This window comes from Vibrio ostreicida (assembly GCF_013074385.2).
Taxonomy (GTDB): domain Bacteria; phylum Pseudomonadota; class Gammaproteobacteria; order Enterobacterales; family Vibrionaceae; genus Vibrio; species Vibrio ostreicida.
In genome coordinates this window covers 1-25,516 of the sequence record NZ_JABEYA020000005.1, presented here as the reverse complement: position 1 = coordinate 25,516, position 25,516 = coordinate 1, and the positions used below count along the sequence as shown (strand labels likewise).

Genomic DNA, 25,516 nt, shown 5'->3' with positions numbered 1-25,516 from the left:
ATTAGTGCTCCATACGTTCACTCTAAGCACAAAGACATATAAACCAGAACCCAACCATTACCGTTGCCAGCATCCTTGACCACTTCGTCGGTATTGAAGCCCAGTGTTTGATAGCAGGAAATAGCCGCTTGGTTATGAGCAAAAACACGGAGCGATAACCGCTGGGCTTGGTACTGCTCTTGCGCTTTTTTGATTGCGAGCTTCATCATGATGGCAGCGTAGCCTTTACCCCGATGCGCGGGGCAAATGAGCACTCGACATATACGATGTTCCACCTTACAGAACCGGTACAGTTCAATAAAACCAGCCAGTTGCTTATCGATGAAAAACAAAAAGGGACGCGCAGCGTGTTGGCCATAATGTTGTTGAAGTTGTTCGATGGTCAATGGATAGTCGAACTTTGGGCCTCCCCACAGATAGTTCAGTTCATCGGAATCAATCCAATCGATTAATTGAGGATAGTCTGCTGGCTGGCAGTCGATTAATTGGGCGCTGTCATTGATCGTTTCCATACAATATCAAGCTCTTACTGGTCTCGTCGGATTTCATATTATCAAACGGTGGCTTAAAAGAAAGTCAGTAGTGATGCTCAAATCCAAGCCGAGCCGTGATATCGAGGCGCAGCCAAATTATTTTGGGCGTGACACTGCTGTTGGCACTAACTCTGCTTTTTAACGGGCGATTAAACAGCCTAGAACATCCAATTTCAGCGATCTCTCGCTTTTGGGTGCCCAAGGTAAACAAGTAAAATAAACAAGCATAAAACAAGGACAGGCAACATTTTAATTGTAAATGCCTGCCCTGTTTTATTTGTGCGAAGCCTGAGAAGTCAATCTTAATCAGTTTGGCTTGTTCAAGCCTAAATCACTCAAGGAGGCAAAACCAATAGGTGAGATGAACCCATCGTTAACCTTTTGTTTCACAGTATGCGCGATCGGGTTTATATAGAACTCGACAACCTCATTGCTGTTAATGCGATTCATATACAGCATCACCGTTTGGTCAGATTGCACGACAACGCCATCATTGGCCGTTAATCCCCCATCTGGGGAATGTGACGCAAATTCACCGTAAAGCTCGATACCGGTATCAAATTCATAGAATTGCTCCGTATCAGTATCAAAAGCCGATACCTTTACCGTGACGCCTGGCGTCTGCCAAGATTCAATATAATCAACGCAAAAAAGCGTGTGTTGCGCGGCTCTCAATGCATCAAATGAACTGTAAGGGCGATCAGCGGAGATTAGGGCACTTTGTCCAACATAATCGTAACTGTCTTCATCCAACCGGTTGACGATACAGGCAATATTCATATCGTAGCCATCAATTTGCGGGCTGCGCTTGCTCGTTGAAACATGGCTGCTTTCCGCATCTTCAATTTGGTATTGGCTGGCAGTGGACACCAGCTGGCTTCCTACTGGCTCAACAAAAGAAAAGTAGCTCGGTTGTGCGTTATCAATGCCCGCAAGTTTACGGTCGATCACCCTCAGTGCGTCATAACGTTGATAGGTGTCTTCATAGTCCAACTCTAAAAATTCACCCGTTCTCGAAATGTAGGCGTAATGATGAGGATGCTCTAGTTGGTACTCTGGTGGATCTTGATAATAGGTAAGAATGTTACCCTGTCCGTCTATCTGTATATCTCGCTCGTCCGGATATACGTCACTTTTTAACGTTTCAAACACAAACGCATTATCCTTGATCTCAGCCTTGTAAATCCCATGCATGTGCCAATGCTGGCTATCTGTAATGTCGAAACTGTACAACATACCATTTGGTATCAAGTCACCCTGCTTCTGTTGGCTGAGAAACGGGCTTTCGTTTTGCAATTCATCGTCAAACTCAGAGGGCTGGCCGTCAACAACGATCGGATAAAGCTGGCCAGTGAATTTATTCATGATGACTGGGTAATTGCCATGATACACTTTCCCATGCCAAGCGACCGTCGAATTGTTCATATTGAACATGGTGTACTTTTTGTTAATATCAAAGACACGAGTAACGCTTGGCATGATCGGCGCATCACATTGCTCACACGTCTCAAAGACCACCTCGAACATTAACTTTTCATCTTGCTGGCTTTTATACGCCATCGTATCTAACGCTGATTGGTTAGCGGCAACCAAATCAAAATCAGAGGGTTGAATAATCTGAAAATCGACACTCGGAACATTGAGCGATTTTAACGCAGGAAGATCACGCTGTGGATCGGGCCCACTGGGTCCATTACCTGTCGAACCTCCTTCTGGCGTATCACCATCGGTTGAGCCTCCACACCCTGCAAGAAGCAGAGATAACACTACCATCACTGAAATAGCCCGTTTATTGATGTTCCCGTTTTTGACCTGTCTACGCATGGATTCCCCACTCTACGCTGTTATTTTCCACCGCCAAACCACGTGGTACCAAAAACATGGCTTGACTGTCATGACAGGGATTATTGAGAGTGCGAAGGATTCTGAACATAGAAACGTAACGAATAGTGCGGAAACAGTCTAAAAACAGCTGAACCTTTTATGAGGAAAACGGAATAAACATAAATATAGTTATATTTCAATAAATTACAGTGATGGCGGGTTTCAGCAAGGTCAGTGAGGTGTGTCTTATAAATAAAAAGATTAGATTGGGAGATTAGGATTACGAACGGATTACGAACGCGGATTACGGGGGATTACGGGGACAGGCACTTAAACTGAGCGAATCAACAGACTAATACGCCCCCCCACGAATGTGATAGAAACACGCGAACCATATGGCGTTTGATTCAAGCCTTGTTGACGTTCAATCAGAGACGTTTAACGCTTAACTAAACGTTCATCGATAGACCACCAAATTAAGAAGAACCATCGAGTTTTATTGCCCCTTTCGACGTGCCTGTCCTTGTTTTATGACGTGCCTGTCCTTGTTTTATCGTTCTTGTTTTATCGTTCTTGTTTTATCGTTCTTGTTTTATCGTTCTTGTTTTATCGTTACTTGTTTACTCGTTTTGAAGGCATGTTGCGGGTGTTCACCCAACGCCCTGTAAACCAGACGTTGGACCGACACGTCAGTGGACTCTGCCCCAGAGATATGAGGCATCGCCTCGTTGATTAGGCCGGTCGATGTGAGATCAACCCGCGTTAATGCGGAAAACTACGCGCCGACAAAACGGCTAAATATTCCTTGCGATAGCAAGTTGCTCATCACGACAGACATCAAGCCAATATTTTAACGTCTGTTGTAGCATTTTGACCTGATCGCCGATTCGGTTAATCTCTTCGATTTCTTCGTCTGTCAATTCCCTTTCTGGAAAGTCACTGAATATTTCATTCAAATAATCCGAATCTATGCCTACGCTAGGAATATAATTGAACGAGCCGTCGCTTTGAAAACCCCAGTTGTCTGGATCCACTGCAACCAAGTATTCATAGATGTTATCGTACTGATCGTTAGGGTCTATTATATCGTCGATTACCTGCAAATCTCCTTGCAGAATTGTGTTCCAGTCTTCAGCTGAAATCTCACCTGAACTGGCCGCGAAATTTAACACTACCAGCAGGTTGGCTGGGGATAAATGCGTGGCCTCAACGCTAGGCATGGGGTTATAATAATCAGAGCTTACCGCCCACCCTTCTCCATCCGTAACGTAAGGGTCATAATTCATCCCCGCTTGAAGTTCACTGAGCCCGCCATTCGCTTCAATAACTGCAAGCGCCTTATAAGCAAATGTTCCTTCGCCTGGGAGGCCTTTTTCTGCAAACGCCGTGTATATATATTGATATGACGCTTTGAGCTGGGTCGGATCACCACCAATCCCACCCGCATACTTATGGCTTCCGCTGCCAGTAAATTCAAGAATTCGTCCCATGTGCATCATGAATTCTGGATCAGCTAAAAGCTCATCCATACCGGGATAGTTGTCTGGATTACACATCATGTCGATAAGGACTAACTGAAACAAATCTTCCAGTTCACAATGAGAAAAGCCATCCGCCCCTCGTGCTAAAAGGCTTTCAAATATTTCTTGAGTCGATGCATTGATGACCGCCGTCCCGCCTTCTGTCCATGCTTGAATATTGGCCAATTGCGCTGAATAAGCTTCTATGCTTTGCGCCAATGCTAATGCGATGGCGGTCTCTGGATTGCTACCCACCATCGTCAGCACGACCTGTTTTTGATGATTGGCAATCATCATAAGCGTATCTGTATCGACTGACTGGGGGTTGTAGGCCGCGATACCAGTCTCCGCCTTATTGAGGTAATTTTCTGCTTGGCTAAGATTGTGGTTTTGAATCGGTGTGTCACGGTGAGACGTACCAGATGCTGGCATCTGGTTCTCCGTAGCAGCAAAATCAGGTGTGTAAATTGAAGTGGTATTCATCATATCGATCAGAGGTCAGGTTAAAGTTACCCCAATATTAAGCACTAATGAATCACATCAAATACAGGTTTTATATGACTTCTTATGAATTTGGTTTTTTCATCCTTAAACCACCACACTTTTTCCTCTTTTTTTAGGTTTCGTAAGAGGTTGAAGGCAGAAAGCCCAATGTTTATCGTTTAATTTCTCAAAATATCATCAGATTCAGTGAACTTACGCCACTTCAAAGCAGACCTTCGTATCGAATTGAGTTGTTGGAAATCCAGCAAAAAAAGCCATGCCCATTAAAAGCACAGGCACCCTGAACATTGAAAAGTGCCTGTCTTGCAAAAGCGTTTTGTCTTGTTCAGTCTAGCCAACGCTCATATCGAGACAGCGTGCGGAAGAATAAAATATTCAATGACCACCAACAGGCCAAGCAGTATATACAGGCTAAACCAACGCCAGTATTGTTTAATAAACGTATAAAGTACCCCAAGGATAAAAAACGCTGGGGTCCCGATAATCACCAACACCAGAAATAACGTATCCAGCCATAGGCTCTGCTGAACAGAGCTGCTTTGAGGAGACAAGGCATCGTAGAAAAAGCCTTCAATAAAAGGGTTATACCCGTTAAAAGAAACCCAAACATACGCCATCCATAACAGGGGTAGAGCAAGGACTAATCTAACAGTGGCGGTTGGCCCAATGTTATAATTGTATGGTAAAAATTGATTGTCCATAGACCTGCAAGGAGGAAACAAACTGCGCTTACCAGTGTATCCCTTCATAAAAGCACCTTGAAATAACGCGTGAAACAAACACCTGACCCATTAACTCAGTCAACAATACGGTATATTACGGTTATTTGATTATAATTTATCGATAATTTATAAACGGCATTCCATATCGGCTGGAATTTATGGACAGGATTTACAGTACCAATCTCGTGTTGTGGCGGGGGCAACCTAGGGTACTGACTATTCTTATACACTCGTATCTAAACTTAACGCCTAGATAATCAGAGTGGAGGCAATAAAAAACAGGCTAAGCGCCCGTTGTATACTTTGCGACTTAGCCGGATACCACTCAGAGAATCCACCACAGGTGAGCGCGAAAAAGATGCTGGTTTGACGATCAATCGACCAGCTCAATGCCCAAACTTTCTAAAAGATACAATGCTTCATCTCTTGAAAACTTGGCCCTTTTTACCTTGTTTTCGAGTACATCAATGGCGTACGACGTTGAGTCACTAAAGTCGACACCAGATAAGTTAGTACGCATAAATAGACTGTGTTTGAAATCACAGTATGTCATCGAAGAACCACTGTAATCCCCTTCACGAAAATCGACATCGTGTAATTTACATTCATCAAACACGAGCTCGTTTAACGTAAGACCGAAAAAGGAGCCGTCATTTAAAATACACCGAGTAAAAGTGAGCTCGAAGTCTGAGTGATAAACGGGCCATGCAGCTTTAGTCCAATCAACCCCGACCAGTTTGCTATCTTTAAAGCGAACATCGAACAGCTTTGAGTTCGACAAATTAACCACACTCAAATTGCAGCGCTCAAAGGTACAGTTCGTGAATCGACAACCATAAAAGGTCGACTGTGAGAAATTACAATCGGAAAAATGGCAATCTTCGAATTCAATGCCACTCAATTGAGTACCCTGCAACAGCAGTGATTCGAAAGAAGCCTCTAGATAATGTTGATGACTGTCTAATTGTTCCATTACATTCCTGCCATGCTAACTGTATAAATGAACAGTACTAAAGTTATTCGCGTGTGGCAAGGCCAAAGAGCACTCTAAGTAGCAACAAGAATCCGCCTGACACAAAATAAACAATAATGAAACAAGGACAGGCTCCTTTAATTCCTTTAATTTCTAGTTTCTACTAACTTTGCACTAAGGGCAAACGCATCATAAAAGCGTTGCGATACGAATTTTTCATCTCTTTCCCTCAACGACACCCACGACAGTATTCGAATATGAGTAAAAAGCATTCAAGTTAGGCATTCATTGTGTGTAGATAACATCGTCGCACCACCGAGTATGTCGACTATCGGTCTTAAAGTGCTTGTCCTTGTCTTCGTACTTGTATTATTGCTGTGTTGCTTTTTACAAATAGGTCCTTTAGGATAAAACGATGATATCTATCGCTAGTATTACTCACCCACTTTGTTGTTGTCACCGTTCTGATTTACGGCGGCCTTCGCCTAGCTATTAGATAGCCAATCCCCCCCACTTTATTAGGCCGCTGATTTTATATCTGCGGCCTTTTTGTTTTTAAGGATGAATTAATGACCACACCAACACTAATGCTCTTCAACACCATGGGGCGCGCTTTAGCGCCCTTTTCTAGCCTCGAAGCCAATAAAGTGGGGTTATACGCGTGTGGTCCTACGGTTTATGACTATGCGCATGCTGGTAATCTCAGAACTTATCTGTTCGTTGATCTGCTCAAGCGCGTTCTGGTTCTTAACGGCTACGATGTCACTCATGTGATGAACATTACCGATGTCGGTCACCTTGTTTCTGATGGAGACACGGGCGAAGACAAAATGGAAAAAGGCGCGCGCAAACAGAAAAAATCCGCGTGGGCGATCGCTGCCTATTTTGAAGCGGCATTTTTTGTCGACTTGCAACGCCTAAACATGAGCTTACCTTCCGTCACCTGCAGGGCGACCGATCATATCCAAGAACAAATTTCTTTTATTCAATCACTTGAAGACAAAGGCTTCACCTACCAGACTCGTGATGGCCTCTACTTTAATACCCAAAAGCTGCCTGAGTACGGTCAATTGGCACGATTAGATCCACAGGGGCTCAAAGCAGGAATTCGTGTCGATATAGGGGACAAACACCATCACACCGACTTCGCCTTATGGAAGTTCAGTGGCAAAACGCCCAGACAAATGGAGTGGCCAAGCCCGTGGGGTGTTGGCTTTCCGGGGTGGCACATTGAATGTTCAGCCATGGCTGAAAAATACCTCGGTGGCCAATTTGATATTCATGTTGGTGGCGAAGATCATATCCCGATACACCACACCAACGAAATCGCTCAATGTCAGGCCAAGAATGGCCATATACAAGCTCAGTTCTGGATGCATGGTTATTTCCTCCAACTCAATCGTGAAAAGATCGCCAAATCTGGGGTTTCCTTAAGACTGGACAGCTTGATTGACCAAGGGTATGAGCCACTGTCTTATCGCTATCTGATCTTAACCAGCCACTATCGCAGCCACCTCAATTTCACTTGGGAAGCGCTCGCTGGAGCACAAAAAGCCTTGCAGAGACTACGGCGAAAAGTGTCAAGCTGGCCGGAGGGAGGTCAAGTCGACCCCGTGTATCGGTCTGCGTTTATTGGTTTCATCAATCACGACCTCAATATGCCTCGCGCGCTCGCATTGGTCAGCGATGTCATCGATAGTGACTTGGCCACAGCCGATAAAAAAGCCACATTACTGATGTTCGACACCGTGTTTGGCCTAGACCTTGGCAAGGCCGAATGTTCCACCATTCCACAAGACATTCAAGCGCTGGTTGATCGTCGGTTACAGCTTAAACATCAAGGGGACTATCCGCAAGCCGATCGCCTCCGCGATCACATTCAGCAACTCGGCTATCAGGTCAACGATCACGGCGTCGAATCAAGTATTGTCAAGCTTTGAACAACGCACTATTATGCATCAAAACCCATAATTGGTGACATTTCTAAGTGAGGAAACCATGTTTGGCCCCTCAACGTATCAGTGGCTTGGACGTGGATGAGCCGTTATTTGAGACGAATGATTAGTGTTGCCAGCCCCTTAAGGCAGCATTAACCTTTTATTAAGGACATTACAATGAACTATACACAACAAGGCCATGGTGATTACCTCGTTTTGGTCCATGGCGCGCTCACCGATGGCACGATGTGGGATGACCATATCGAGGATCTCGCGTCTGATTTTGATGTCATTGCCGTGACGTTGCGACACTTCGGACAAACTGAAACGGGGAGTTTTGGTTTAAACACCCATGCGGAAGAACTGACCGAATTACTCGGTGAGTTGACTCAGCAAAAATCCGTTCACATCGTCGCGTGGTCTTACGGTGCCGATGTCGTGTTAAATGCCCTCGCGCAACAAGACTTACCCATATCAAGCGTGTTTCTTTATGAACCTGGCTATCCTGGGTGCTTGCAAGAACCTGCTCTCAGTGCTTGGCAACAGGACGCAAACGCGATGTTTGAGCCGGTTTTTGAGCACTTTTCTAATCAACAATTGGATCTCGCCGTTGAGTCTTTGATAGACGGGTCAGGCAACCAAAAGGGATACTTTCACTCTCAGAGCAACGCCGTAAAGGAACGGCAATTGGCTCAAAGTCACACACTCGCCCACCAGCTTCACCAGCAGGAAAAGCCGGCAATCGACACCGTCGGGCTCTCAAGCATAAAGGTCCCTGTAATATTGGGTTATGGTCAAGATACACGCGATGTATTTAAACTCGTTACGACGAGAGCGGCGCAGTTAATACCACATGCGCAGCTCACTGATATTTCCGGTGAAAATCATATGCTACCACAAGCCAAACCGCATACATTTTCAACCCATATTAAAGCTCTGCTTTTATCACGAAAAGAATACAGTGCGTAACATCGAATCTCAACGCTGATGCTTTACGCTCAGTGTTGGGCTCTGTTCTTATTGCATCACCGGATCACCATGATGGCGTAAAAAGAGGCAAACCGGCATGAACTACGATCAATTCAACCAGCTTTGCGGCACTTTCGCAGGTACAAGCCATGTCGTTCAATGGGGCAACTCACAAGTTTGGAAGGTCGGCGGAAAAGTATTTGCTATTGGTGGCTGGAGTCGCGATTCCCAACCCGCATTCACCTTTAAAACGTCCCCTTTGAACTTCGAGTTTCTCAGTGATTGTGATGGCTATCAACCCGCACCTTACTTTGCGAACCGCGGCATGAAATGGATTCAACAAATACACACCTCTGGCGAGTTAGACGACGATCTAAAGTACTACATTTCTGAGTCATATCGACTTGTTGCCAGTGGTTTAAGTCAGCGAATGCAACGAGAGTTAGGTCTCGATAACTGCTTATCAAAGCGTTAATGTTACGATGGTTTCATCGTCAATCCGGCACTTTCATCAACAAAGGCGCCCGTTTATTCGTTCTTAGTCCACACTATATCCGGTTTAATCTCGATCACTTTTTTCCATTTGTGATTGTGTTAGCATCTGGGCTGTAATGATCATTCGTGGAAATCAAATATGTCGTTAGACCTATACGGCACTAGTGCCGCCTATGCGCGCAAAGAAGCTGGGTATCGAGAGAAAGCGCTCAAGCTCTACCCTTGGGTATGCGGCAATTGCGCTCGAGAATTTGTATACTCAAACCTACGTGAGTTGACTGTGCATCATAAAGATCATGACCACACCAACAACCCCGAAGATGGCAGTAATTGGGAGTTATTGTGCCTTTATTGCCACGACCATGAACACAGTAAATACCTAGAGCATGAGCGTTATGGCAGTGAAATAAAGCCTGGGGAAGACGATCACCAAGGGGCAACGTATAACCCCTTTGCTGATTTAGCAAAGATGATCAACAAGTAATGTTGTCATGACCAAACGTTGGGTCATTGAGTGAATCAACATTGCTTTTAATCATTCGAAGAAATCGACATGCCCTGTGAGCGACAGCAACGGGGCATCTACTCATATCGACCAATAATCTCAGTCAGTTTACCTGATGCTTCCAACTGTTTGAGACCTTGATTGATTAAATCTGCATAATATTTTGAAGTATCCCTTTTGGGCGATAACGCAATATAAAGCCCTTCACCAGCTAAACAGCCGACGTTTTTAAACTTGCCCAAATCTTTGGCTTTGTGCTTGGCTCTGAACGTACTGACGTTGTAAGGAAAGACTCTCCAGTCTTCTAAAACGGTATCGGTTTGGTTGGTTTGTATTTGCTCAATCCGTTTCTCTGTGACGTCCATGCCTGACAGCTGAACGATGGTCCGGTCACCTTGGTGATGATTTTTTTGTATATATTCATCAAAAGTTTCGCCATAAGAATACGCATTAATGACGGATATTTTTCGCTCGGCTAAGGTTTCCGTCCCTTTGTATTCCCATGGATCATCTTGTTTGACAAAAAAACACATTTTAGACGTTTGAATAGGGCTATCATGAAAAACAAAATCTGGCGCATCACTGATATAAGCCCCAATCAATCCATCGTGTTTTCCTCCTCGAACACTTTTCACCGCTCTCGCCCAGTTTACCAATTCGTAATCAACGGTGTGGCCAGATGTCTGAAGAATGTTCTCAACGACTTCAACTAAGATCCCTTTTTTTTCTGAAGTGGGATCGCAAGTATAGGGGCACCACAGATCGGCACTTAACGTCACTTCATCCGCCTGTGCTGACGTTGTCATTACTGCGAGTAACAAAATCCCTCGCCAAAATTTTGGCTTGATTGCCATCCTATTCACCCAAATAGAGATTACCCAGTAGAGTTTAGTACACAATTCAAATACAGCGCGGTGTAAACATGCGTAGCGCGCTGATAACATAATGAATATCCGGTGAATTTGTCTAGAAGGTCCCTTTCGACTTCTCCCCCAAGAACGGCCTCCTGACAGGTCAACTACCGTACCTGACACAGGCTGCTAATTTGGGCGCCCCAGTTTAGACAGCTCCTCAACGGTGTGCGATACGGGATTTAGCCGAGCCCTGATTTGCAAAGCTGGCATAAAAGTAGAGGGTGAGTCCACAGAGAACCAAACAGAGAGCGTACAACCACACCGCTTCCGATGAGTCTATGATCAGACCGCCGATAAGCGGGGCGAGCACATAGCCAAGCGTTTGTACGGAGGCGACGCCGAAATAGGCGCCCCTGAGTTTGGGTGGGGCCAGATTGTCTATTTGAACATTGATGGTTGGGAAAGCAATCACTTCTCCAAGACTTAATATAAAACAAGCGGTAAACAAGCCATACATAGAATCAACAGGACTTGCGGCAAAGATAATTTGAGAAACGCCCATCAGGGCGACGCCTAATTTTGCTCTCGCGGTCAAAGAGAATCGTTGCAGTAATTTCAACAATGGAAACTGGAACAAGATCACGGTGAGTGTGTTGATTAATACCATACTGGCGATGATCATTTCTGTCTCTGCATGGCCTGAGCGAGTCACAATCTGAGGAAGAGTTGAGCTGTAGTGCGCATAAACAAACATCATTAATATATTGGCCACCATCATCTTAATGAAGCGCGTGTCGTTTTTTATTGCTCGTAAAACGATGATAAGGGGTTGAGATTCCTTACTCTCACGGATGTTATTGTCTGGATAGTATTGAAAAGCGACCAACAGGGCGATGGCATAGCCTAGGTACGCACCTGACGTGATCAGAAATAGGAAGTCAGGGCTGGACACGGCAAACTGAATACCAAGCAGTGGCCCAATTGCGCCACCCAGATTGATCGCAAAATAGCGTAAGTTCATTGCCAACTCTCGCCGTGTCGGGTCGTCAATACTGTCGCTAATCAGAGCTTTACTTGGTTCTTCAATCATTGGGCGCATCAGCCCACAAACGACAATCAAAAAGTAGAAGTGATTGATGTGATACGCCTGAGAAATACCAAAGTAGGCCAAAGAAGACATGACACAACCTGCTACGATGATGCGCTTTCGCCCAACAAGATCAGACAGATGGCCTGAGTAAAATCCAGCGAGTACCCCAACAAGCGCAGACATCGCCAACATTGTGCCGACCTCCGTCGCCGTCGCACCGTAGTCGCGATATAAGGTCACCACCAAAAAAGGCCATGCCATAAAATAGCTGGTTCGGACAATCAAGGACCCAACCACCACGCACCAAACGATAAAAGGTATTTGCTTAATGTGCGTTTTCTGAAACATACTAGAACTTGCTTGCTGCATACTGTGACCTTCTAATAATACTTACTTATGCTTTTATAGAATTCCCTAACTCAACCCACTTCAGAATTAGACTTAATAAGACTCTTACTATAAGATTTTAAAGAGCTTATCCGAACATTATGGATAACTGATTGTGAGAACACTAACGACGATACTTTACACATTACATAAGTGGAGCTTATGGATAAAAGACTTCAGCACCTCAGCTGCCTGCGTTACTTTGAAGCAGCGGCGCGACTAGGAAGCTACAGCAAAGCAGGACAAGAGTTGTTTGTAACTCAAGCGGCTGTCAGCCAAAAACTCAGGCAACTTGAAAATGCGCTGGGTTGCAAGCTTTTTGCCCGTCAGGGACGATCCATGCTGCTGACCACCGAGGGAAAGAAGCTCCATAAAAAAGTATCTCAGGCATTTGAACTCATTGTCGAAGGGCTAAATTCGACTCAAGATGAGCCAGTAGAAGGGGTTTTGTCGGTTGCCACTACCCCCTCTTTTGCCTCCAGATGGTTAATGCCCAGATTGTGGAAATTCTCAAAAGAACACCCAGAAACCCTGATACGTATCAGCGCTAATATGAATCCCAGAGAAGCCCTTACCAAGGAAGTCGATATCGGAATAGGCGAGCTTTCTGCTGAAGGCAGTGATGGTTCTTTGGTATCCGAGTTCTTGTTTGATGAGCCAGTTTTTCCTGTGTGCTCTCCTGAGCTAGCCAAAAGCATGAAACTGACCCATCCTTCTCAGCTGATTCATTGCTGGCTAATACGGGGAATTCGTACTCATCACTTCTCGTGGGAAGCATGGTTTAAAGCCGCCAATGTACAGCTTGAAGGGAACATCATTCAGTGGATGGAAGTGGAAACGTTTGATATGGGGTTAAACGCGGTCATTGCTGGGCATGGTGTCTGTCCCGGTACGGATAGCCTAGCTGGGGATTTTATTGAAAGAGGTTTACTCGTGAAACCCTTTGATATTAGCTTATCTTCTGGCGTTGAATACTCTGCCGTTTATCAAGCCAATTCCATCAGACGCTCTCGCATCGCTGTATTTACAAAGTGGCTCAAGCGAGAGGCGTTATTGCATCAAAACAAATAGTTGGGAGCGACACCCTCCCCTCAGCGGAGATAAACAGGCTGACGCTTAGCGTTCTCACCACTTTCCTTGACACCTTTGAACACTTTCTTATCGTCGTTGAACGAACAGATAGTCACGACTCGCTGTTATCATTATACTTTCGACTGAGATATCACATTAGCCAAGACTAAAAAACACTAAGATGGACAAAACCTTACAGAGCAGTGACCCTGATTTAAACACCGCCTACTCTTTCTTTCAGCGGTTGGGTGTCGAAGACGCCGACCACTATTTCAATACGGCTTCGATTGCCTTGCTCGAAAAGTCCGCAGTATTACAGCATCAAGGCAAAGCACAACATTATGCGTATTATTTGATGTCTGGCATTTTGAAAGCGTGTCACTATTCCGAATCAGGTGTTGAACGTTGTAAGGAATTTTATTTCCCAAACAGTCTTTGCCTGATTTTTCCGAGTTGGATACAAAATCAGGACTCTCGCTATCAGTTAGAATCGGTTACTCAAGTCAAATGCATTAAACTGCCTATCAGCTTGCTGTCCTCACAGCAATGGATTACAGCAAAAGTACAACTTCTAGAACAGCAGTTACTCTATAAAGAGCAGAAAGAAGCGTTCTTTCTACTCAGCTCTCATGAAGAGCGGTATGAATATCTGGTCATTAACTTTCCGCACTGGATTCAGCATTTAAAGAGCCTAGACATTGCAAACTACATGGGAATCAGCCCTGTTAGTTTATCCCGAATAAAAAAACGCATTAACAAGTGTTAATTTATACGCCGCTCTTTTGAGAGAAAATAGTGGCTCTATTTATTCACGTGTTGGGTTCTGTTGTGTGGGTCGTATTGTCTATTTTATCTGCTCTGTTTTTAACGTTAAAAGATGTGTCGTTAAAGCATTCGCCATCCAAATTATCAACGATCCAGTCCACGGCAATAATGTTGCTGATGCTGTCACCAATCTGTCTCGTGATTATTATCACTGGCGACCGTGTCCGTTATGACATTGAATTATTCACCATGATCGCCCTGTCTGCGAGCATCGATGCCATCGCCATGGTTTGCTATCTAAAGGCTTTGCGAAATGGCCCTCTCACGAAAGTCACCCCGCTTTTGTGTTTGGTCCCCGTATTTCAGATTGTTCTCACCTTTATATTGTACAACCAAGTCCCTTCATACATTGGGTCTGTCGCCATCATTGTCTCGATTGCTTCTGTTTTCTATGGTGAGGGTATGCGCTTAAAAAACATCATTCATAACAAAGCCATGCTCAGTATGCTTGGGGTCGCTATACTTTGGGCATCAAGCTCCATTATTCATAAGCATGGAGCGCAGCAGGTTGGCTCTGTGGTCTGGACCGCTCACATTGTTTTGATTATGTGTGTGTTTTACTCGCCTTTTCTCATCAAAATGCGCTCATCGCTACTCACAAAGAATTTTTCTTTTTTCATTATTCCAGCTTTGGCCCACCTTCTAACGTTACTGACATTTTATCAAGCGGCGTCGATGGGGAATATTGCTTTTGTGTCGTCATTAAGACGATTGTCGACGGTGTTTTCCGTGTTTATTGGGTGGTATAAGTATCATGAGACCCTAACAAATAGAGTAGGCATATCGATATTGGGTCTGCTTGCGTCTGCATTAACCATCGCCATTTTTGGTTAGCGAAAATCACAACGCGCTTGCGAGCAATGATTAGCGGGTCGCCCGACAAAGAATCAAGGAACGAGCCTCGCTCTATTTAAATCAACGAGACAGTGCATGCTTTAATGGTCACTTTTGTCTCTGAGCTTACTGCGCCATTTTGAAGGCGTGGTGCCATAGAAGGTTTTGAACTGTCTGATGAAGTGGGTCGTATCTTGCCAACCAAGATGCGGAGTAATCTGTTCAACAGGCATATTTGTTTCCTGCAGAAGCTGGGCTGCTTTAGCCAGACGCGCTGATGTGATCCACATACCTACCGTAAAACCGGTTTCTGACTTAACAACGGATGCGACATGGGCCGATGTACGACCCAGCGCCGATGCCACATCACTTAAAGAAATAGGGGTAAGACTGTATGTCTGTATATAGTCTAACGCTTTTCCGACTAATGGGGATTTTGTGATCTTACGGTCGATTACCGTCGTCGCTCGAACCACTTCAGCTAAGATCAAGACAATCAGGCTCCGTCGAACATCATGACTGATTGGCGTTTCTATATTGCACTCTTGTTTTAACGCTTCAAACCAAGAGGTGATGCATTCTTGAGCTTGAAGATCTAAGTGAACCACAGGCAAGCCTCCTGAACGAACCTCTGCGAAGGGACGCATGATCGCTTGCGTTTCGTTCAAATTATAGCTTTCAGAACAGAAACCAAGCAGCCAATAGTCTAAATCACGCCCCACGACAGAACGATATGGCACTCCGTAAGGGACAATCGTAATACTGCCGGCAACAGATTGAGTGGTGTAGCTTTGCTCCATTGTCAATGAGCCTTTTGTCGTAAAGAGCACACCATAATCTGGATTGACTGACACCGTTGATTTTTCACTGTTTACGCCTTGTTCATGGATGACATAGCAGGTTGGTAATGGTGTTTTTGTCAGCATAGAAAACGCGACCGCTCTTTTGCAAAATCTTAATATCAGCCGATACTATCCCAATCTGCGCACTCAAACAACGCAGACTCTTGGTATATATTAACCACATTCAAGCGACGCTCCATTCGCAATGGACAGAGGGTCTGGCTGTCATATTTTGACCCGCATGATGAAAGGAAAATAGGATGACGAAGACTTTAGCCTTATGGGAAAAACAGGACAAACACAAAGGGGATCGCTGGGCGCTGTTTAAGGCAGTCGGTGCGTTTATTACGCCTCGAAAAGTACTCTATCCCGGCAGCTATGTCGACATTTCGCCATCCTTTGTTTTTAACGATGTCACATATGTGGACCTTGATAAACGTGCAGCAACATTTTTTGCCGATGAATTCAATGTGGATCAGATCATTGTGGACCATAGAGGTAATTCAAATACAAACGCTCAGTTTATTCATGGTGACTATCACTCACTGGCGCTAACAGAATCCGAGTTCGACTTACTCATCTCTCTTTATGCCGGTTTTATATCAGAACCGTGCGGAGCACTTCTCAAAATAGGAGGCCTCTTGCTCGTGAACGCGAGTCACGGAGATGCGGCTTTAGCAGCGTTAGACCCACGATTTACGTTGATTGCCGTCGTACTTCAAGACAACGGAAGGTATAGGGTCAGCGATGTCGATCTTCAGGATTATATGAAGCCCAAAAAGCCGGAAATCATGACACGTGAACGTATCTTATCCTTTGGCCGTGCTATCCCTTACACAAAATCACCCTTCGCCTATGTATTTAAAAGAGTCAGCTAGTGATGCATAAAATAGGAAAAACCCCTTAATGAGCAAAATGTTAAATAACGGAGCTTACATGAATTATTATCACGACGTTAACAATGCGAACGCTTATACGGCAAAATGCGATGGATATAATGCCGCCGAACAACTGCACATGCTCACTCAGGTTCTTTCTCCTGATGCTTCTATTTTAGAGTTAGGCTCAGGCCCCGGTAATGATCTGTGCATTCTCGCTCAGAACTTTCAAGTGACAGGTTCCGACGCCTCCCCCGCGTTCGTGAATATTCTCAATAAACGGCTACCCGATGTGCTTACCTTAACGCTCGATGCTGTAAACATCGAGACAGAAACTCAGTACAATGCCGTCTATTCCAATAAAGTCATGCATCATTTGAATGACGCCGAATTGCGCCAGTCTTTCCTCCGTCAAGCAGAAGTGCTTTTACCTGGTGGTTTCGTTTTCCATCTGATCTGGAAACACATTCAAGCCCCCGAGGAAACCCATGGTCTCTCGTTTCATCCAAGAAATTTAGCCCAGATGAAAGAAGCAATGGGACGGGCGTTTAACGTTGTTGAGGCCAAGGTTTTTCGTGAATTCGAAGATGGAGATTCTCTTGCTATTCTCGCACGCAAAGCCTTTTAACCCGACTCGATGCTCATTGACTTTGAGCCAGCCAACTTTAAGTCACTTAAACCACGATGAGCAAAACGTTGCTTGCATTTCCTCAAAGGCTCGTCAGGGGCTTATGGGAACGGGCACTTTTTTCTGCTGAACGAATAAAGTGTGTGCCCTCGTTAATCTTGTCGAGGCTTAGCTAAGGATCATTATTTTAGACCATACAGCATATGCAACGCTTCTAACTTTCCTTCGGCGTGATTTTTAAAGTAGTTGTTGAGAATCGACACCACCTTTTCAGCTTCAGGGTGATCTCTTCTCACTGCGGCATGCAGCGGTGTCGAGTCAAAATAGGTTTTACTAAAATGAAGAGTGCCTTTCGATATTTTCATTCCATGGGCAGTCCATCGACCCACCGCTTCATCGGCCACCACAACATCGGCTTTATTTGCGAGTAAATATCTTAGGCTGTTCGGTAAGTCTAGTGTGTGGACTGGAATCATTTCTTGATATTGGCGTAAATTTTTGGCGTACGCATAATCATTAATTAACGCGACTCTCAGCCCCTTTAAACTATCGAGTGATTCATACTCAAATTGCGTCTCACTGCGAGAGATAAAGATGACATTATTGTGTGTGTAAGGCTGAGTGTATAAGAGAAACTTGGCCCTTTCTTCTGTTTTCCAAAGGGAAATAATAACGTCATTTTGGCCTGATTTGGTTTCTTTAAGAACCCTTGTCCAAGGCTTTACTGAGTATTCAAGGTCGTAACCGGCGGAGACCAACGCATCGGCGACAATATCATGGGCAATCCCGCTGCCTTGCACAGAATTCATGATGTAGGGGGGCCATAGATCCTGAGATATCTTTAAGGTTGCTGCCAATGTTAAAGGGCTCCAAAGAATCAGTAACAATGGGCCTAAGTATGATAGCGCGATCCTCATTACAAAAATTCCTCCAGCAACCTTTCAGCTCACAACAAACATCCATCCTACCTTTGCAGGATAGCTCATATATGACGGCTTACCTATGCATTTGCGCTTTATAGGGGTTAAAGATCTGTTTTGGATAAATGCAAGTGTATAAATGGACAGGCACTTTTCCTTTTTACGGCCAGAGTCACCTATCAAAAAATTATCAATAAAAATACCATAAACTGGTTCAACCAATTCACCCAATCGTTTGCGAATTCCGGTAGTGATAATCGTTAGGAAATATAGAATTCAACTTCCTTTCCGGACAATGAGATCACTATGTATATAAGCCAACCCACTACTCCAAAAAACAGCGCTCGCCTATCTTTTTGTTTACTGATGTTTTCAGCCCTTATGGCGCCTAGCGCAATGGCAAGTTCCACTTATGTGGAACCCGATTTCCAGCCCCTTGCCGAAGAGCCAGAACTGGTCGTAAACAAAGTAACGTCTGAGCAATTCTTGCCTTATGAAAGACTGGCTCAAGGTGCGTTTGTCTCCATGGCCAATGTTCATCAAACCGAAGATGGCTACAGACGCATCAATACAGATGAAGCGCGAGTCATTCAAGGGCTGAACAACGCTCAGCAAGCCCAGAATGTGTCGTTTCCACCTTATGTCGACGTCGACAGCAAAAATAAAACACAGTTGAAATACATCGATAAAAAGACAGGATTGATGGCAACGGTACTGATGCCACTCGATGAGCAAGATAACCGTGTCATTTTAGCCTTTGCGGGTACCGATACCCGTTTTTCCATTACGAGTGGAAGAACCGCACGCGGTGTGCTCAACAGTGCCTCTGCGTATAATCAAATTAGTGGCCTGCTGCCAGACGATTTCAAACAAGCGGAAGCCCTAGCAGAAGCCATCAAAGCAGCCTACCCAGACAAAGAACTCATCACTACAGGCACCTCACTCGGCGGTGGTTTAGCTCAGTACGCAGCCATGCTGACTGATTCCGACGCGTACGCCTTTAACGCACTGGGGCTAGGAACAGGCAGCATCGAGAAAATCATGAAAAAGCGCCAGTTCAACAACATGGATGAGCTCAATCAAGCAGCCCATGAAACCATCACCAACGTCAACCTTGAGGGTGAAGCGCTCACTTACTTGTTCGGCTGGTACATGCCACCACAACTCGGTGATATCTACACCCTACCCTTCTGCAAAGGTGAAGATGACTGGTACCAATACCTCACCAGCAATCGATTCTACTTACACAACATTCCTCAGGTCATTGATAACCTAGAGTGCGTCATCATTAAATAGCACAAAAACGAAAAGCCACTTGCATCATGCAAGTGGCTTTATTGTTGATAAGACGCGGATACATCGACGACGGCTGTCCGCAAGTCAGTAAATTCGCGCTCAACGTTCTACGCCGTTTGGCGCTATTTGGGAAATCCAATGCCCCAGGGCGACCGCACGTGTGTTTAATATTTGAGCTAATAGATTAGCTTTCTTTTCAACGGTTCGACAAAAGAGATTACGGTGTTCAAATACCACTCACCCATTGATCAATATTTACACTCTAATTGAGCAAATAACGTTCATGCGTTCGCCCTGTCCAATGCCCCCCTTCTCGGTTTGGCTAAAAAGCAAGACGATGAATCTGACCTTGGTTATTTTTCTCATCGCTACCTCAAGTGGGTGTCCTTAGCAATCGGAAGCTATTACCCTCATTCCTCGTCAATAGAACAACCTCAACAAATGACTAACATTTCACCACAATAAATTAAATAATTATATTTTCGAGATATTTATTCAAATAAATGAGTAGCGTGTTATCTATAATTTATTCAGAGCAACACACTCATTAAGCCCCGTAGACTAAATTTAAATAATCCCAAAAATAATCACGATTATTTGATTAAAAGTAGGTTTTTACATGCAACGGAAAGTAAACATTTATTGATGTTTCAAATAACGCCTTCATATATGTTTATATCTCTTCGGACATTAAACCCTAGTATAGAAATACTCTTCTATCTAATTTTCACTTAAACTAATTAATTTAAAGGACGACCCATGTCTCAAGTCAAAATTTATTTTACATTATTTGCATTATCAATGTTTGCTTCTAATGTTTTTGCTACCCCTGATTTTCATCAAGTACTGGTAAAAAGCCCGAGTATGGCCAGTTATCTTTACAATAACCAAATACAAATGGAATCAAAAGTCGATGGTGGAGTGATATACACTCGCCAGCACCCAGGAGCTGAGGCTGAAAGTGGTTTTGGTCAACTCCTCGCTGCGACGATGCCCAACTTTGATTCACGTTTTGCGAATGAGATTAGCCCTTACTGGACATTTCAAATCCGATTGGCGAGAGTAAACTCTGGCTCGAAATGGCATTCCTATGCCAAGGGGCTACCTACGGGAATTCAAACGATCAAACGCCGTTCACCTACTAGTTGGTCTAGCCAAAGGGTGACGGGCTGGTCTAGTGTAAAAGAGTTTAAAGTGCTCGTTTACTAACAGTAAAATTGGGGCCTTTCTATGAGGCCCTCTAACGTGGGATCATTGTGGGAGGTACTATGTTAAAGCGTGCAGCGGCACTTGTTTCTGTCGTCGGTATCGGAATGTACAGTTTTTTGCCGACACAACAAACAGAAACGCGTCTTGATAACCAAAAAACGCCAGAACGTTATAATCAGCTTATAAAAGCGCCACCCTCATTGCAGAAAGAAAGGAAAAGTTTATTGACTCAACAAGCCCCTTCACTCGTTGCAAGTACAATGCCTCATTCATCGGACGAACTGACGTTTTCATACCAAGAATTAAACCATGCACTCTATTCTTTTCACAAAAATCAATTCAATACATTATCGGAAAGTGGCAAGACTATTTTAAACGAGATACCGACACGTTACACCGATGATCAGTGGGTGGTGTTCTATAAGAATCTGGGCTACAAGGATATTGCTATCGAACAGTTGCTGACTCTACGGGCGGTACAGCTTGGAGATTTAGCTCAAGAATTAGAAGAATATAATAGTGATATATTAACGGTCGCCCCCCACCAATTTTTAATCGAAATTTTGAAAAACAAATACGAAAAACTAACTAGAATAAATAACATAGAGAAAGATGAGGCTTTTTTTCAGCTCATTCAGGAAGTCTCCGGTGAATATGGAATAGATCTCTCTCTCACTGAAGCTTATGCCACGTTTAATATAATTGAAACTCATAGTGATACTGAATTGCTATTTTAGTTTCCTTGGCCTATTTTATGGTATGAATAGGTCATTATTTCTTATATTACTATCGATCATAAAAAGAGTGAGTATAAACTCACCCTTTGTTAGAATAATTAAAAACAAGCAGATTAATACTTCGCTTTGCACATCGCCAAAATCGCGGAGGCCATTTGCTCGGAGCTTGGTAACTCAGAACCCGCAGATTCATAACCTATACTTTGAAGTTCCATATTCATGCTTTGGAATAAACCATTGAGCGCCGCTCTTCTTTCTGGATTACGCAGTTCTTCAAGTGATGCCACCGCACAACCGCGCATATCTAATATCGCGGCTTTCTCGATAATTTGATTTTCTTGATCTGTCAATGCCGTAGTATTCGCAATCGCACCCGTTGAAGCGAGAAGAAGTGCAGCCAACAGCGTTGTTGTCATTTTCATAGTTTTAGGCCTTGTTTTATGGTCAGTTGAATTGATAGATTAACAATTAAATTATTGATTTAATTGAACTTAATTACAAGTTCAGCATAGCTACAAATTACATTCATGGACAAACAAACGATGGAGAATTATGCGGAAGCTGTGATAGATGACGCGGCGAAAAGCAACCATTAAGATTGTAAGTGAAGGTATTTGTGATGCGCCTAGCCCTAGGATGATTAACTGAGATCGATATCAGCGCAGGCTAATCTCATTGGACTCTAATCAAAATGTCACCGATGTTAAACTGGGCATAGTGCCTGCCCGTAAATGCTTAAGGAATCCTTAAGGTGACAGGCACTTTTATGCTTTTATGGTCGATAACAACCACGATATGAAGCCAACCATCAGCTTAGCTAGCTTAGCGATTTGAACGTTTATGAATACACAGGTTCAGCTCGATATTGCAGTGTGCCGACATTCTCACGGAAATAATCTATTTTCCCATCGAGCTCGTGAGAGACGATATACGTTCGGCTCTCCACTGATTGTTCAGCCAAACCATACCAAAATGTTTGGTCGAATGTGGTCACATACCATCCATCCCCTAAAGCCTCTGATTTTAGTCCTGTGATTGTCGTGCCCTTAGGAAAAACATCCGTGCCTAGGCGATTCAAGATCGCAATAAACCCCTCTTTATTGTCACATCGCTGCCAACTTGCATCGGTATCATCTTTATAGTGGTCTATTTGCAGACTGATATCGTCCGCTATCAGTTCCAGTAATGTTAAATCTCCTTTTTCAAATCGGTTTAATAAGTTATGGATGACAATATCACTATGACGTTCTAACATACTTTGGTTCCCTTTCTCCATAGCCATACAAGATGGCTTCTTAGATGAATGTCTTATCATTGAGCGATACAAAAGTAGCAACTTTTCTACCATAGATATAATATTGATTATATTTGTTATCCATAGTTATATTATATGATAGAAATCAAACCACTCTCTTACTTTATTGCCGCCTATGAAGAAGGGGCGATTACCGCAGCAGCATCTCGATGCTACATCTCACAACCATCGATTACTCACGCCATCAAATCATTAGAAACCCGTTTAGGAGTGACTCTTTTTGAGCGCAGTAAACAAGGGATCAAACCAACAGAAAATGGGCACAAACTGTACAAGCTCGCGTCCGACTTGTTACTGCAAAACCAACAACTAGAAGCAGCTTTCACACCCGATAACGCGATCGAATTGAACCTCTACATTCAACCAGACATCAATATTGAATGTTATCTTGGCCTTATTGAATCGATAAAAAAGGTGCCATTAGATATTCACTTATCCATTGCAGACTCTATTGAGCAAGCGCAACTTGCCATCATTGATGAACAACGATTACCCTCGCAATTTAAGTTTAAAAAACTTCGTTATGAAGGCTACAAACTGGTGACATCTCGACATCATCCATTGGCAAAAAACAAAGAAGTTAGTCTCAGTTCGCTAGAAGGCCTAAAATTTATAGAGCGGCCTTATTGTACTCATCGAAAGGAATTTGAACGGCTGATCAATGAACAGGGAATATCGATTATTTACAAGGGTAAAGCTATCCACGATCTACAACTTCAAGGCTTGGTGAAACTTGGGTTAGGAGTCGCAGTAATACCTGAGTCATACACCCACCAGCGAGATGAAAATTTAGAATATATTTCCATTGCTTTAGACAGGCCAATAACACGCTCTATTGTCTTGGCTTATCGCCAACTACCCAATGAAGTTATCCAAGAGATTCAGTCGGCATAATCGATAGGTTATGTTAAGAAACCAGCAGGAATAGAACGCTCAAAGCCTTTATTCTTGATCTCGCTTTTGACCGTAGGGTTTCGCTCCAATCGGGCTATTGTCACCAAATTACTATAATACATGGTTAATTCCGCTAGCGCTTGTCACTGAGATTGCAGACAAATCGTTGTTTTGCTGGGGTCTATCCCTACCGCAAGATAATCAGCGACGACATTAAGAATGTTGGTCGACCTTTGCTGGATTATGAGCGTTATCTGTTAAGCCCTGCATATCAGCGACAAGAACGGTTTGATCGTGAACATTCTGCAAAACGACACGCTGTTTCAAAGCGCCGACGTAGTGACCAAGATGTAATGGTCCTTTATAGGGACAGGCACTTTTATTCCTTTTATTCTGCTTGTTTAAACATCATTTCATTACCTTCCCAAAGTATAGGGGGCGGAAGACATTCCCTCGTTTGTCGGTCGCTCACGCTTTTCAACCAGTAAGTCGTTGTTATTATGAAGGTGACTAGAAATTATAGAGTTTGATTAGAGAAATATTAATGCCAAGTTGGCCGCCGGATTAGGGCGGCATTCGAATCTAGGCGCAGCATTTCTTGTATTTCTTGCCGCTGCCGCAACGACAAGGGTCATTTCTATTCGGTGTTTTCTCAAATACCGTTGTTGTTGGCTTGTTAAGGAGTGTGTCTAACTCAACGGTGTTCTCTTCTTGATCAGCGTTCACGACAATATTGACGATGATTGCGTTCTCTTCAGCGATGCGCTCGATATCCGCTTTGCGGCTCTCAGACATGACTGTGACTGAAATTGGCGCTTCAGCAGTCCCAGCTTTTACGTCACGATTTACGTTGTAGCCTGACTTTACGTGGTTTTTCCTTGTTTCGATGCGGCCTTTGAAGAATAATTTTGACATACGGGACTCTTTGGTTTGGGTGTCGTGTAAAATGTCGGGGGATTATACGCGTCATTGTCGAATGATAAAGCGTTACTTGGCAATTCCTCACCTCCGACCAATCTTTGGCGATAGCCTCACCCCACGTGACGCCCTCTCGACACATCGAATGTTAGCTCACTCCCCTCTTCCTCACGCTCGCAAGCATCGCTATTTTTTGGCTTCCCTTTGTTTAAAAAACCATTGATGTTCCTTTATTCTAGGCAAAGGCACCTTGATTTTCGGTAACATAACATTGAGCCACCCCCTGGTTTTTTAATAATCCAAAACGTCTCTTCGGAAAAATTAAATCAGGAGAATCATGTGGGAATATCATTAAAAAGTTGGCCCGATATAATAAAGAGTAGAAATAAACTATCACAACCTAACCGTTTAGGCAGTTAAGTAGAAAAAGGGAGTAACGAACTTGTATGGAAAAATAGGAGTAAACTGAATCATAAAAACTGAACTCTCCATTCGGGAACTGTTCATAGGTTATGATCTTCACCAATAAATACGCTAAGGAAAGGGATTTTCTAGCTCCCATCAACACTCGCTAGCGTCTTAGGCTCGATAATCACTGATTTCCTGCTGAGTATGACCTGCCCTGCGGTAACAGGCTGTAGATAGCAGGCATTTTATTCACACCCCTACATTAAAAATAAATGAATAATCATAAATTATTGATTATTAATTATTAATTATTAATTATTCTTAGCCCTGCCTGTTTAATATTGTACCTTTCCACACTAACTGTACAGAATATTATTTTTGGAAAAGAACCATGAAAAACATTCTATCACTAATAAGAAGAATGGTGA

25 protein-coding genes and 1 pseudogene are annotated in these 25,516 nt (G+C 43.7%); 13 read left to right on the top strand and 13 right to left on the bottom strand.

Features of this window, described 5'->3' with window-relative positions:
* Positions 1–17: 17 nt before the first annotated feature.
* From HLM86_RS09265 to HLM86_RS09245, 5 genes are all read right to left on the bottom strand, one after another.
* Positions 18–512 (bottom strand): GNAT family N-acetyltransferase, encoded by a 495-nt coding sequence (locus HLM86_RS09265; RefSeq protein ID WP_170882741.1) that lies wholly within the window; start codon positions 510–512, stop codon positions 18–20.
* A 327-nt stretch (positions 513–839) separates the two neighbouring features.
* Positions 840–2,357 (bottom strand): hypothetical protein, encoded by a 1,518-nt coding sequence (locus tag HLM86_RS09260; RefSeq protein WP_170882742.1) that lies wholly within the window; start codon positions 2,355–2,357, stop codon positions 840–842.
* A 794-nt stretch (positions 2,358–3,151) separates the two neighbouring features.
* Positions 3,152–4,309 (bottom strand): hypothetical protein, encoded by a 1,158-nt coding sequence (locus HLM86_RS09255; RefSeq protein ID WP_076590749.1) that lies wholly within the window; start codon positions 4,307–4,309, stop codon positions 3,152–3,154.
* Positions 4,310–4,722: 413 nt separating this feature from the next.
* A complete protein-coding gene (locus HLM86_RS09250; RefSeq protein WP_083949395.1) occupies positions 4,723–5,130 on the bottom strand; it encodes a hypothetical protein in 408 nt (135 codons plus the stop codon).
* Between the two features lie 346 nt (positions 5,131–5,476).
* Positions 5,477–6,076 carry a pentapeptide repeat-containing protein gene (locus HLM86_RS09245; protein WP_076590748.1) on the bottom strand — a complete coding sequence of 200 codons (600 nt, stop codon included), beginning with the start codon at positions 6,074–6,076 and terminating at the stop codon, positions 5,477–5,479.
* Between the two features lie 569 nt (positions 6,077–6,645).
* Here HLM86_RS09245 and cysS point away from each other — a divergent pair.
* From cysS to HLM86_RS09225, 4 genes are all read left to right on the top strand, one after another.
* Entirely contained in the window at positions 6,646–8,016 is a 1,371-nt protein-coding gene (gene cysS, locus HLM86_RS09240; RefSeq protein WP_076590747.1) for a cysteine--tRNA ligase, read from the top strand.
* 174 nt (positions 8,017–8,190) lie between these two features.
* On the top strand, positions 8,191–8,982 hold the full coding sequence (locus HLM86_RS09235; RefSeq protein ID WP_170882743.1) for an alpha/beta fold hydrolase: 792 nt from the start codon (positions 8,191–8,193) through the stop codon (positions 8,980–8,982).
* A 97-nt stretch (positions 8,983–9,079) separates the two neighbouring features.
* The gene (locus HLM86_RS09230) at positions 9,080–9,457 is read left to right on the top strand and encodes an MmcQ/YjbR family DNA-binding protein (RefSeq protein ID WP_076590745.1); all 378 of its coding nucleotides are present in this window, start codon (positions 9,080–9,082) and stop codon (positions 9,455–9,457) included.
* A 159-nt stretch (positions 9,458–9,616) separates the two neighbouring features.
* A complete protein-coding gene (locus HLM86_RS09225; RefSeq protein ID WP_076590744.1) occupies positions 9,617–9,961 on the top strand; it encodes a YajD family HNH nuclease in 345 nt (114 codons plus the stop codon).
* A gap of 98 nt (positions 9,962–10,059) precedes the next feature.
* On the opposite strand, the gene HLM86_RS09220 is transcribed toward HLM86_RS09225, so the two are convergent.
* Together HLM86_RS09220 and HLM86_RS09215 are read right to left on the bottom strand one after the other, a co-directional pair.
* Positions 10,060–10,836, bottom strand: a complete 777-nt coding sequence (locus tag HLM86_RS09220; protein ID WP_170882744.1) for a substrate-binding periplasmic protein — start codon at positions 10,834–10,836, stop codon at positions 10,060–10,062.
* 217 nt (positions 10,837–11,053) lie between these two features.
* Positions 11,054–12,295 carry an MDR family MFS transporter gene (locus tag HLM86_RS09215; RefSeq protein ID WP_076590742.1) on the bottom strand — a complete coding sequence of 414 codons (1,242 nt, stop codon included), beginning with the start codon at positions 12,293–12,295 and terminating at the stop codon, positions 11,054–11,056.
* Positions 12,296–12,475: 180 nt separating this feature from the next.
* Between HLM86_RS09215 and HLM86_RS09210 the strand changes: the two genes are divergently transcribed.
* The 3 genes from HLM86_RS09210 (at position 12,476) to HLM86_RS09200 (ending at position 15,043) form a co-directional block, all read left to right on the top strand.
* A complete protein-coding gene (locus HLM86_RS09210) occupies positions 12,476–13,384 on the top strand; it encodes a LysR substrate-binding domain-containing protein (RefSeq protein WP_170882745.1) in 909 nt (302 codons plus the stop codon).
* 181 nt (positions 13,385–13,565) lie between these two features.
* Positions 13,566–14,150, top strand: a complete 585-nt coding sequence (locus tag HLM86_RS09205; protein ID WP_170882746.1) for a Crp/Fnr family transcriptional regulator — start codon at positions 13,566–13,568, stop codon at positions 14,148–14,150.
* 29 nt (positions 14,151–14,179) lie between these two features.
* Positions 14,180–15,043 (top strand): EamA family transporter, encoded by an 864-nt coding sequence (locus HLM86_RS09200; RefSeq protein WP_170882747.1) that lies wholly within the window; start codon positions 14,180–14,182, stop codon positions 15,041–15,043.
* 101 nt (positions 15,044–15,144) lie between these two features.
* On the opposite strand, the gene HLM86_RS09195 is transcribed toward HLM86_RS09200, so the two are convergent.
* Positions 15,145–15,969 carry a helix-turn-helix domain-containing protein gene (locus tag HLM86_RS09195; protein ID WP_076590738.1) on the bottom strand — a complete coding sequence of 275 codons (825 nt, stop codon included), beginning with the start codon at positions 15,967–15,969 and terminating at the stop codon, positions 15,145–15,147.
* 176 nt (positions 15,970–16,145) lie between these two features.
* Between HLM86_RS09195 and HLM86_RS09190 the strand changes: the two genes are divergently transcribed.
* Positions 16,146–16,763 carry a class I SAM-dependent methyltransferase gene (locus HLM86_RS09190; protein ID WP_076590737.1) on the top strand — a complete coding sequence of 206 codons (618 nt, stop codon included), beginning with the start codon at positions 16,146–16,148 and terminating at the stop codon, positions 16,761–16,763.
* A gap of 58 nt (positions 16,764–16,821) precedes the next feature.
* Positions 16,822–17,391 carry a class I SAM-dependent methyltransferase gene (locus HLM86_RS09185; RefSeq protein WP_170882748.1) on the top strand — a complete coding sequence of 190 codons (570 nt, stop codon included), beginning with the start codon at positions 16,822–16,824 and terminating at the stop codon, positions 17,389–17,391.
* A gap of 182 nt (positions 17,392–17,573) precedes the next feature.
* Here the strand turns inward: HLM86_RS09185 and HLM86_RS09180 are convergent, their stop codons facing one another.
* Positions 17,574–18,308 (bottom strand): substrate-binding periplasmic protein, encoded by a 735-nt coding sequence (locus HLM86_RS09180; protein WP_170882749.1) that lies wholly within the window; start codon positions 18,306–18,308, stop codon positions 17,574–17,576.
* Between the two features lie 399 nt (positions 18,309–18,707).
* On the opposite strand from HLM86_RS09180, the gene HLM86_RS09175 reads away from it, so the two are divergent.
* From HLM86_RS09175 to HLM86_RS09165, 3 genes are all read left to right on the top strand, one after another.
* On the top strand, positions 18,708–19,607 hold the full coding sequence (locus tag HLM86_RS09175) for a Tle-like phospholipase domain-containing protein (protein WP_171831440.1): 900 nt from the start codon (positions 18,708–18,710) through the stop codon (positions 19,605–19,607).
* Between the two features lie 759 nt (positions 19,608–20,366).
* Positions 20,367–20,816, top strand: a complete 450-nt coding sequence (locus HLM86_RS09170; protein ID WP_076590732.1) for a hypothetical protein — start codon at positions 20,367–20,369, stop codon at positions 20,814–20,816.
* 59 nt (positions 20,817–20,875) lie between these two features.
* Positions 20,876–21,553: a hypothetical protein gene (locus tag HLM86_RS09165; RefSeq protein WP_170882751.1), complete on the top strand. Its 678-nt coding sequence runs from the start codon at positions 20,876–20,878 to the stop codon at positions 21,551–21,553.
* A 113-nt stretch (positions 21,554–21,666) separates the two neighbouring features.
* On the opposite strand, the gene HLM86_RS09160 is transcribed toward HLM86_RS09165, so the two are convergent.
* A complete protein-coding gene (locus HLM86_RS09160) occupies positions 21,667–21,975 on the bottom strand; it encodes a hypothetical protein (protein WP_076590730.1) in 309 nt (102 codons plus the stop codon).
* A 416-nt stretch (positions 21,976–22,391) separates the two neighbouring features.
* Entirely contained in the window at positions 22,392–22,808 is a 417-nt protein-coding gene (locus HLM86_RS09155) for a hypothetical protein (RefSeq protein WP_076590760.1), read from the bottom strand.
* Between the two features lie 135 nt (positions 22,809–22,943).
* Between HLM86_RS09155 and HLM86_RS09150 the strand changes: the two genes are divergently transcribed.
* Positions 22,944–23,762, top strand: coding sequence for a LysR family transcriptional regulator (locus HLM86_RS09150; protein WP_170882752.1), 819 nt, complete (start codon positions 22,944–22,946; stop codon positions 23,760–23,762).
* Positions 23,763–23,773: 11 nt separating this feature from the next.
* On the opposite strand, the pseudogene HLM86_RS09145 reads toward HLM86_RS09150, so the two are convergent.
* Positions 23,774–24,122 (bottom strand): annotated as a pseudogene (locus HLM86_RS09145) (tryptophan--tRNA ligase); the annotation flags it as partial.
* A gap of 222 nt (positions 24,123–24,344) precedes the next feature.
* A complete protein-coding gene (locus HLM86_RS09140; protein WP_076590729.1) occupies positions 24,345–24,677 on the bottom strand; it encodes a PBPRA1643 family SWIM/SEC-C metal-binding motif protein in 333 nt (110 codons plus the stop codon).
* Positions 24,678–25,516 lie beyond the last annotated feature (839 nt).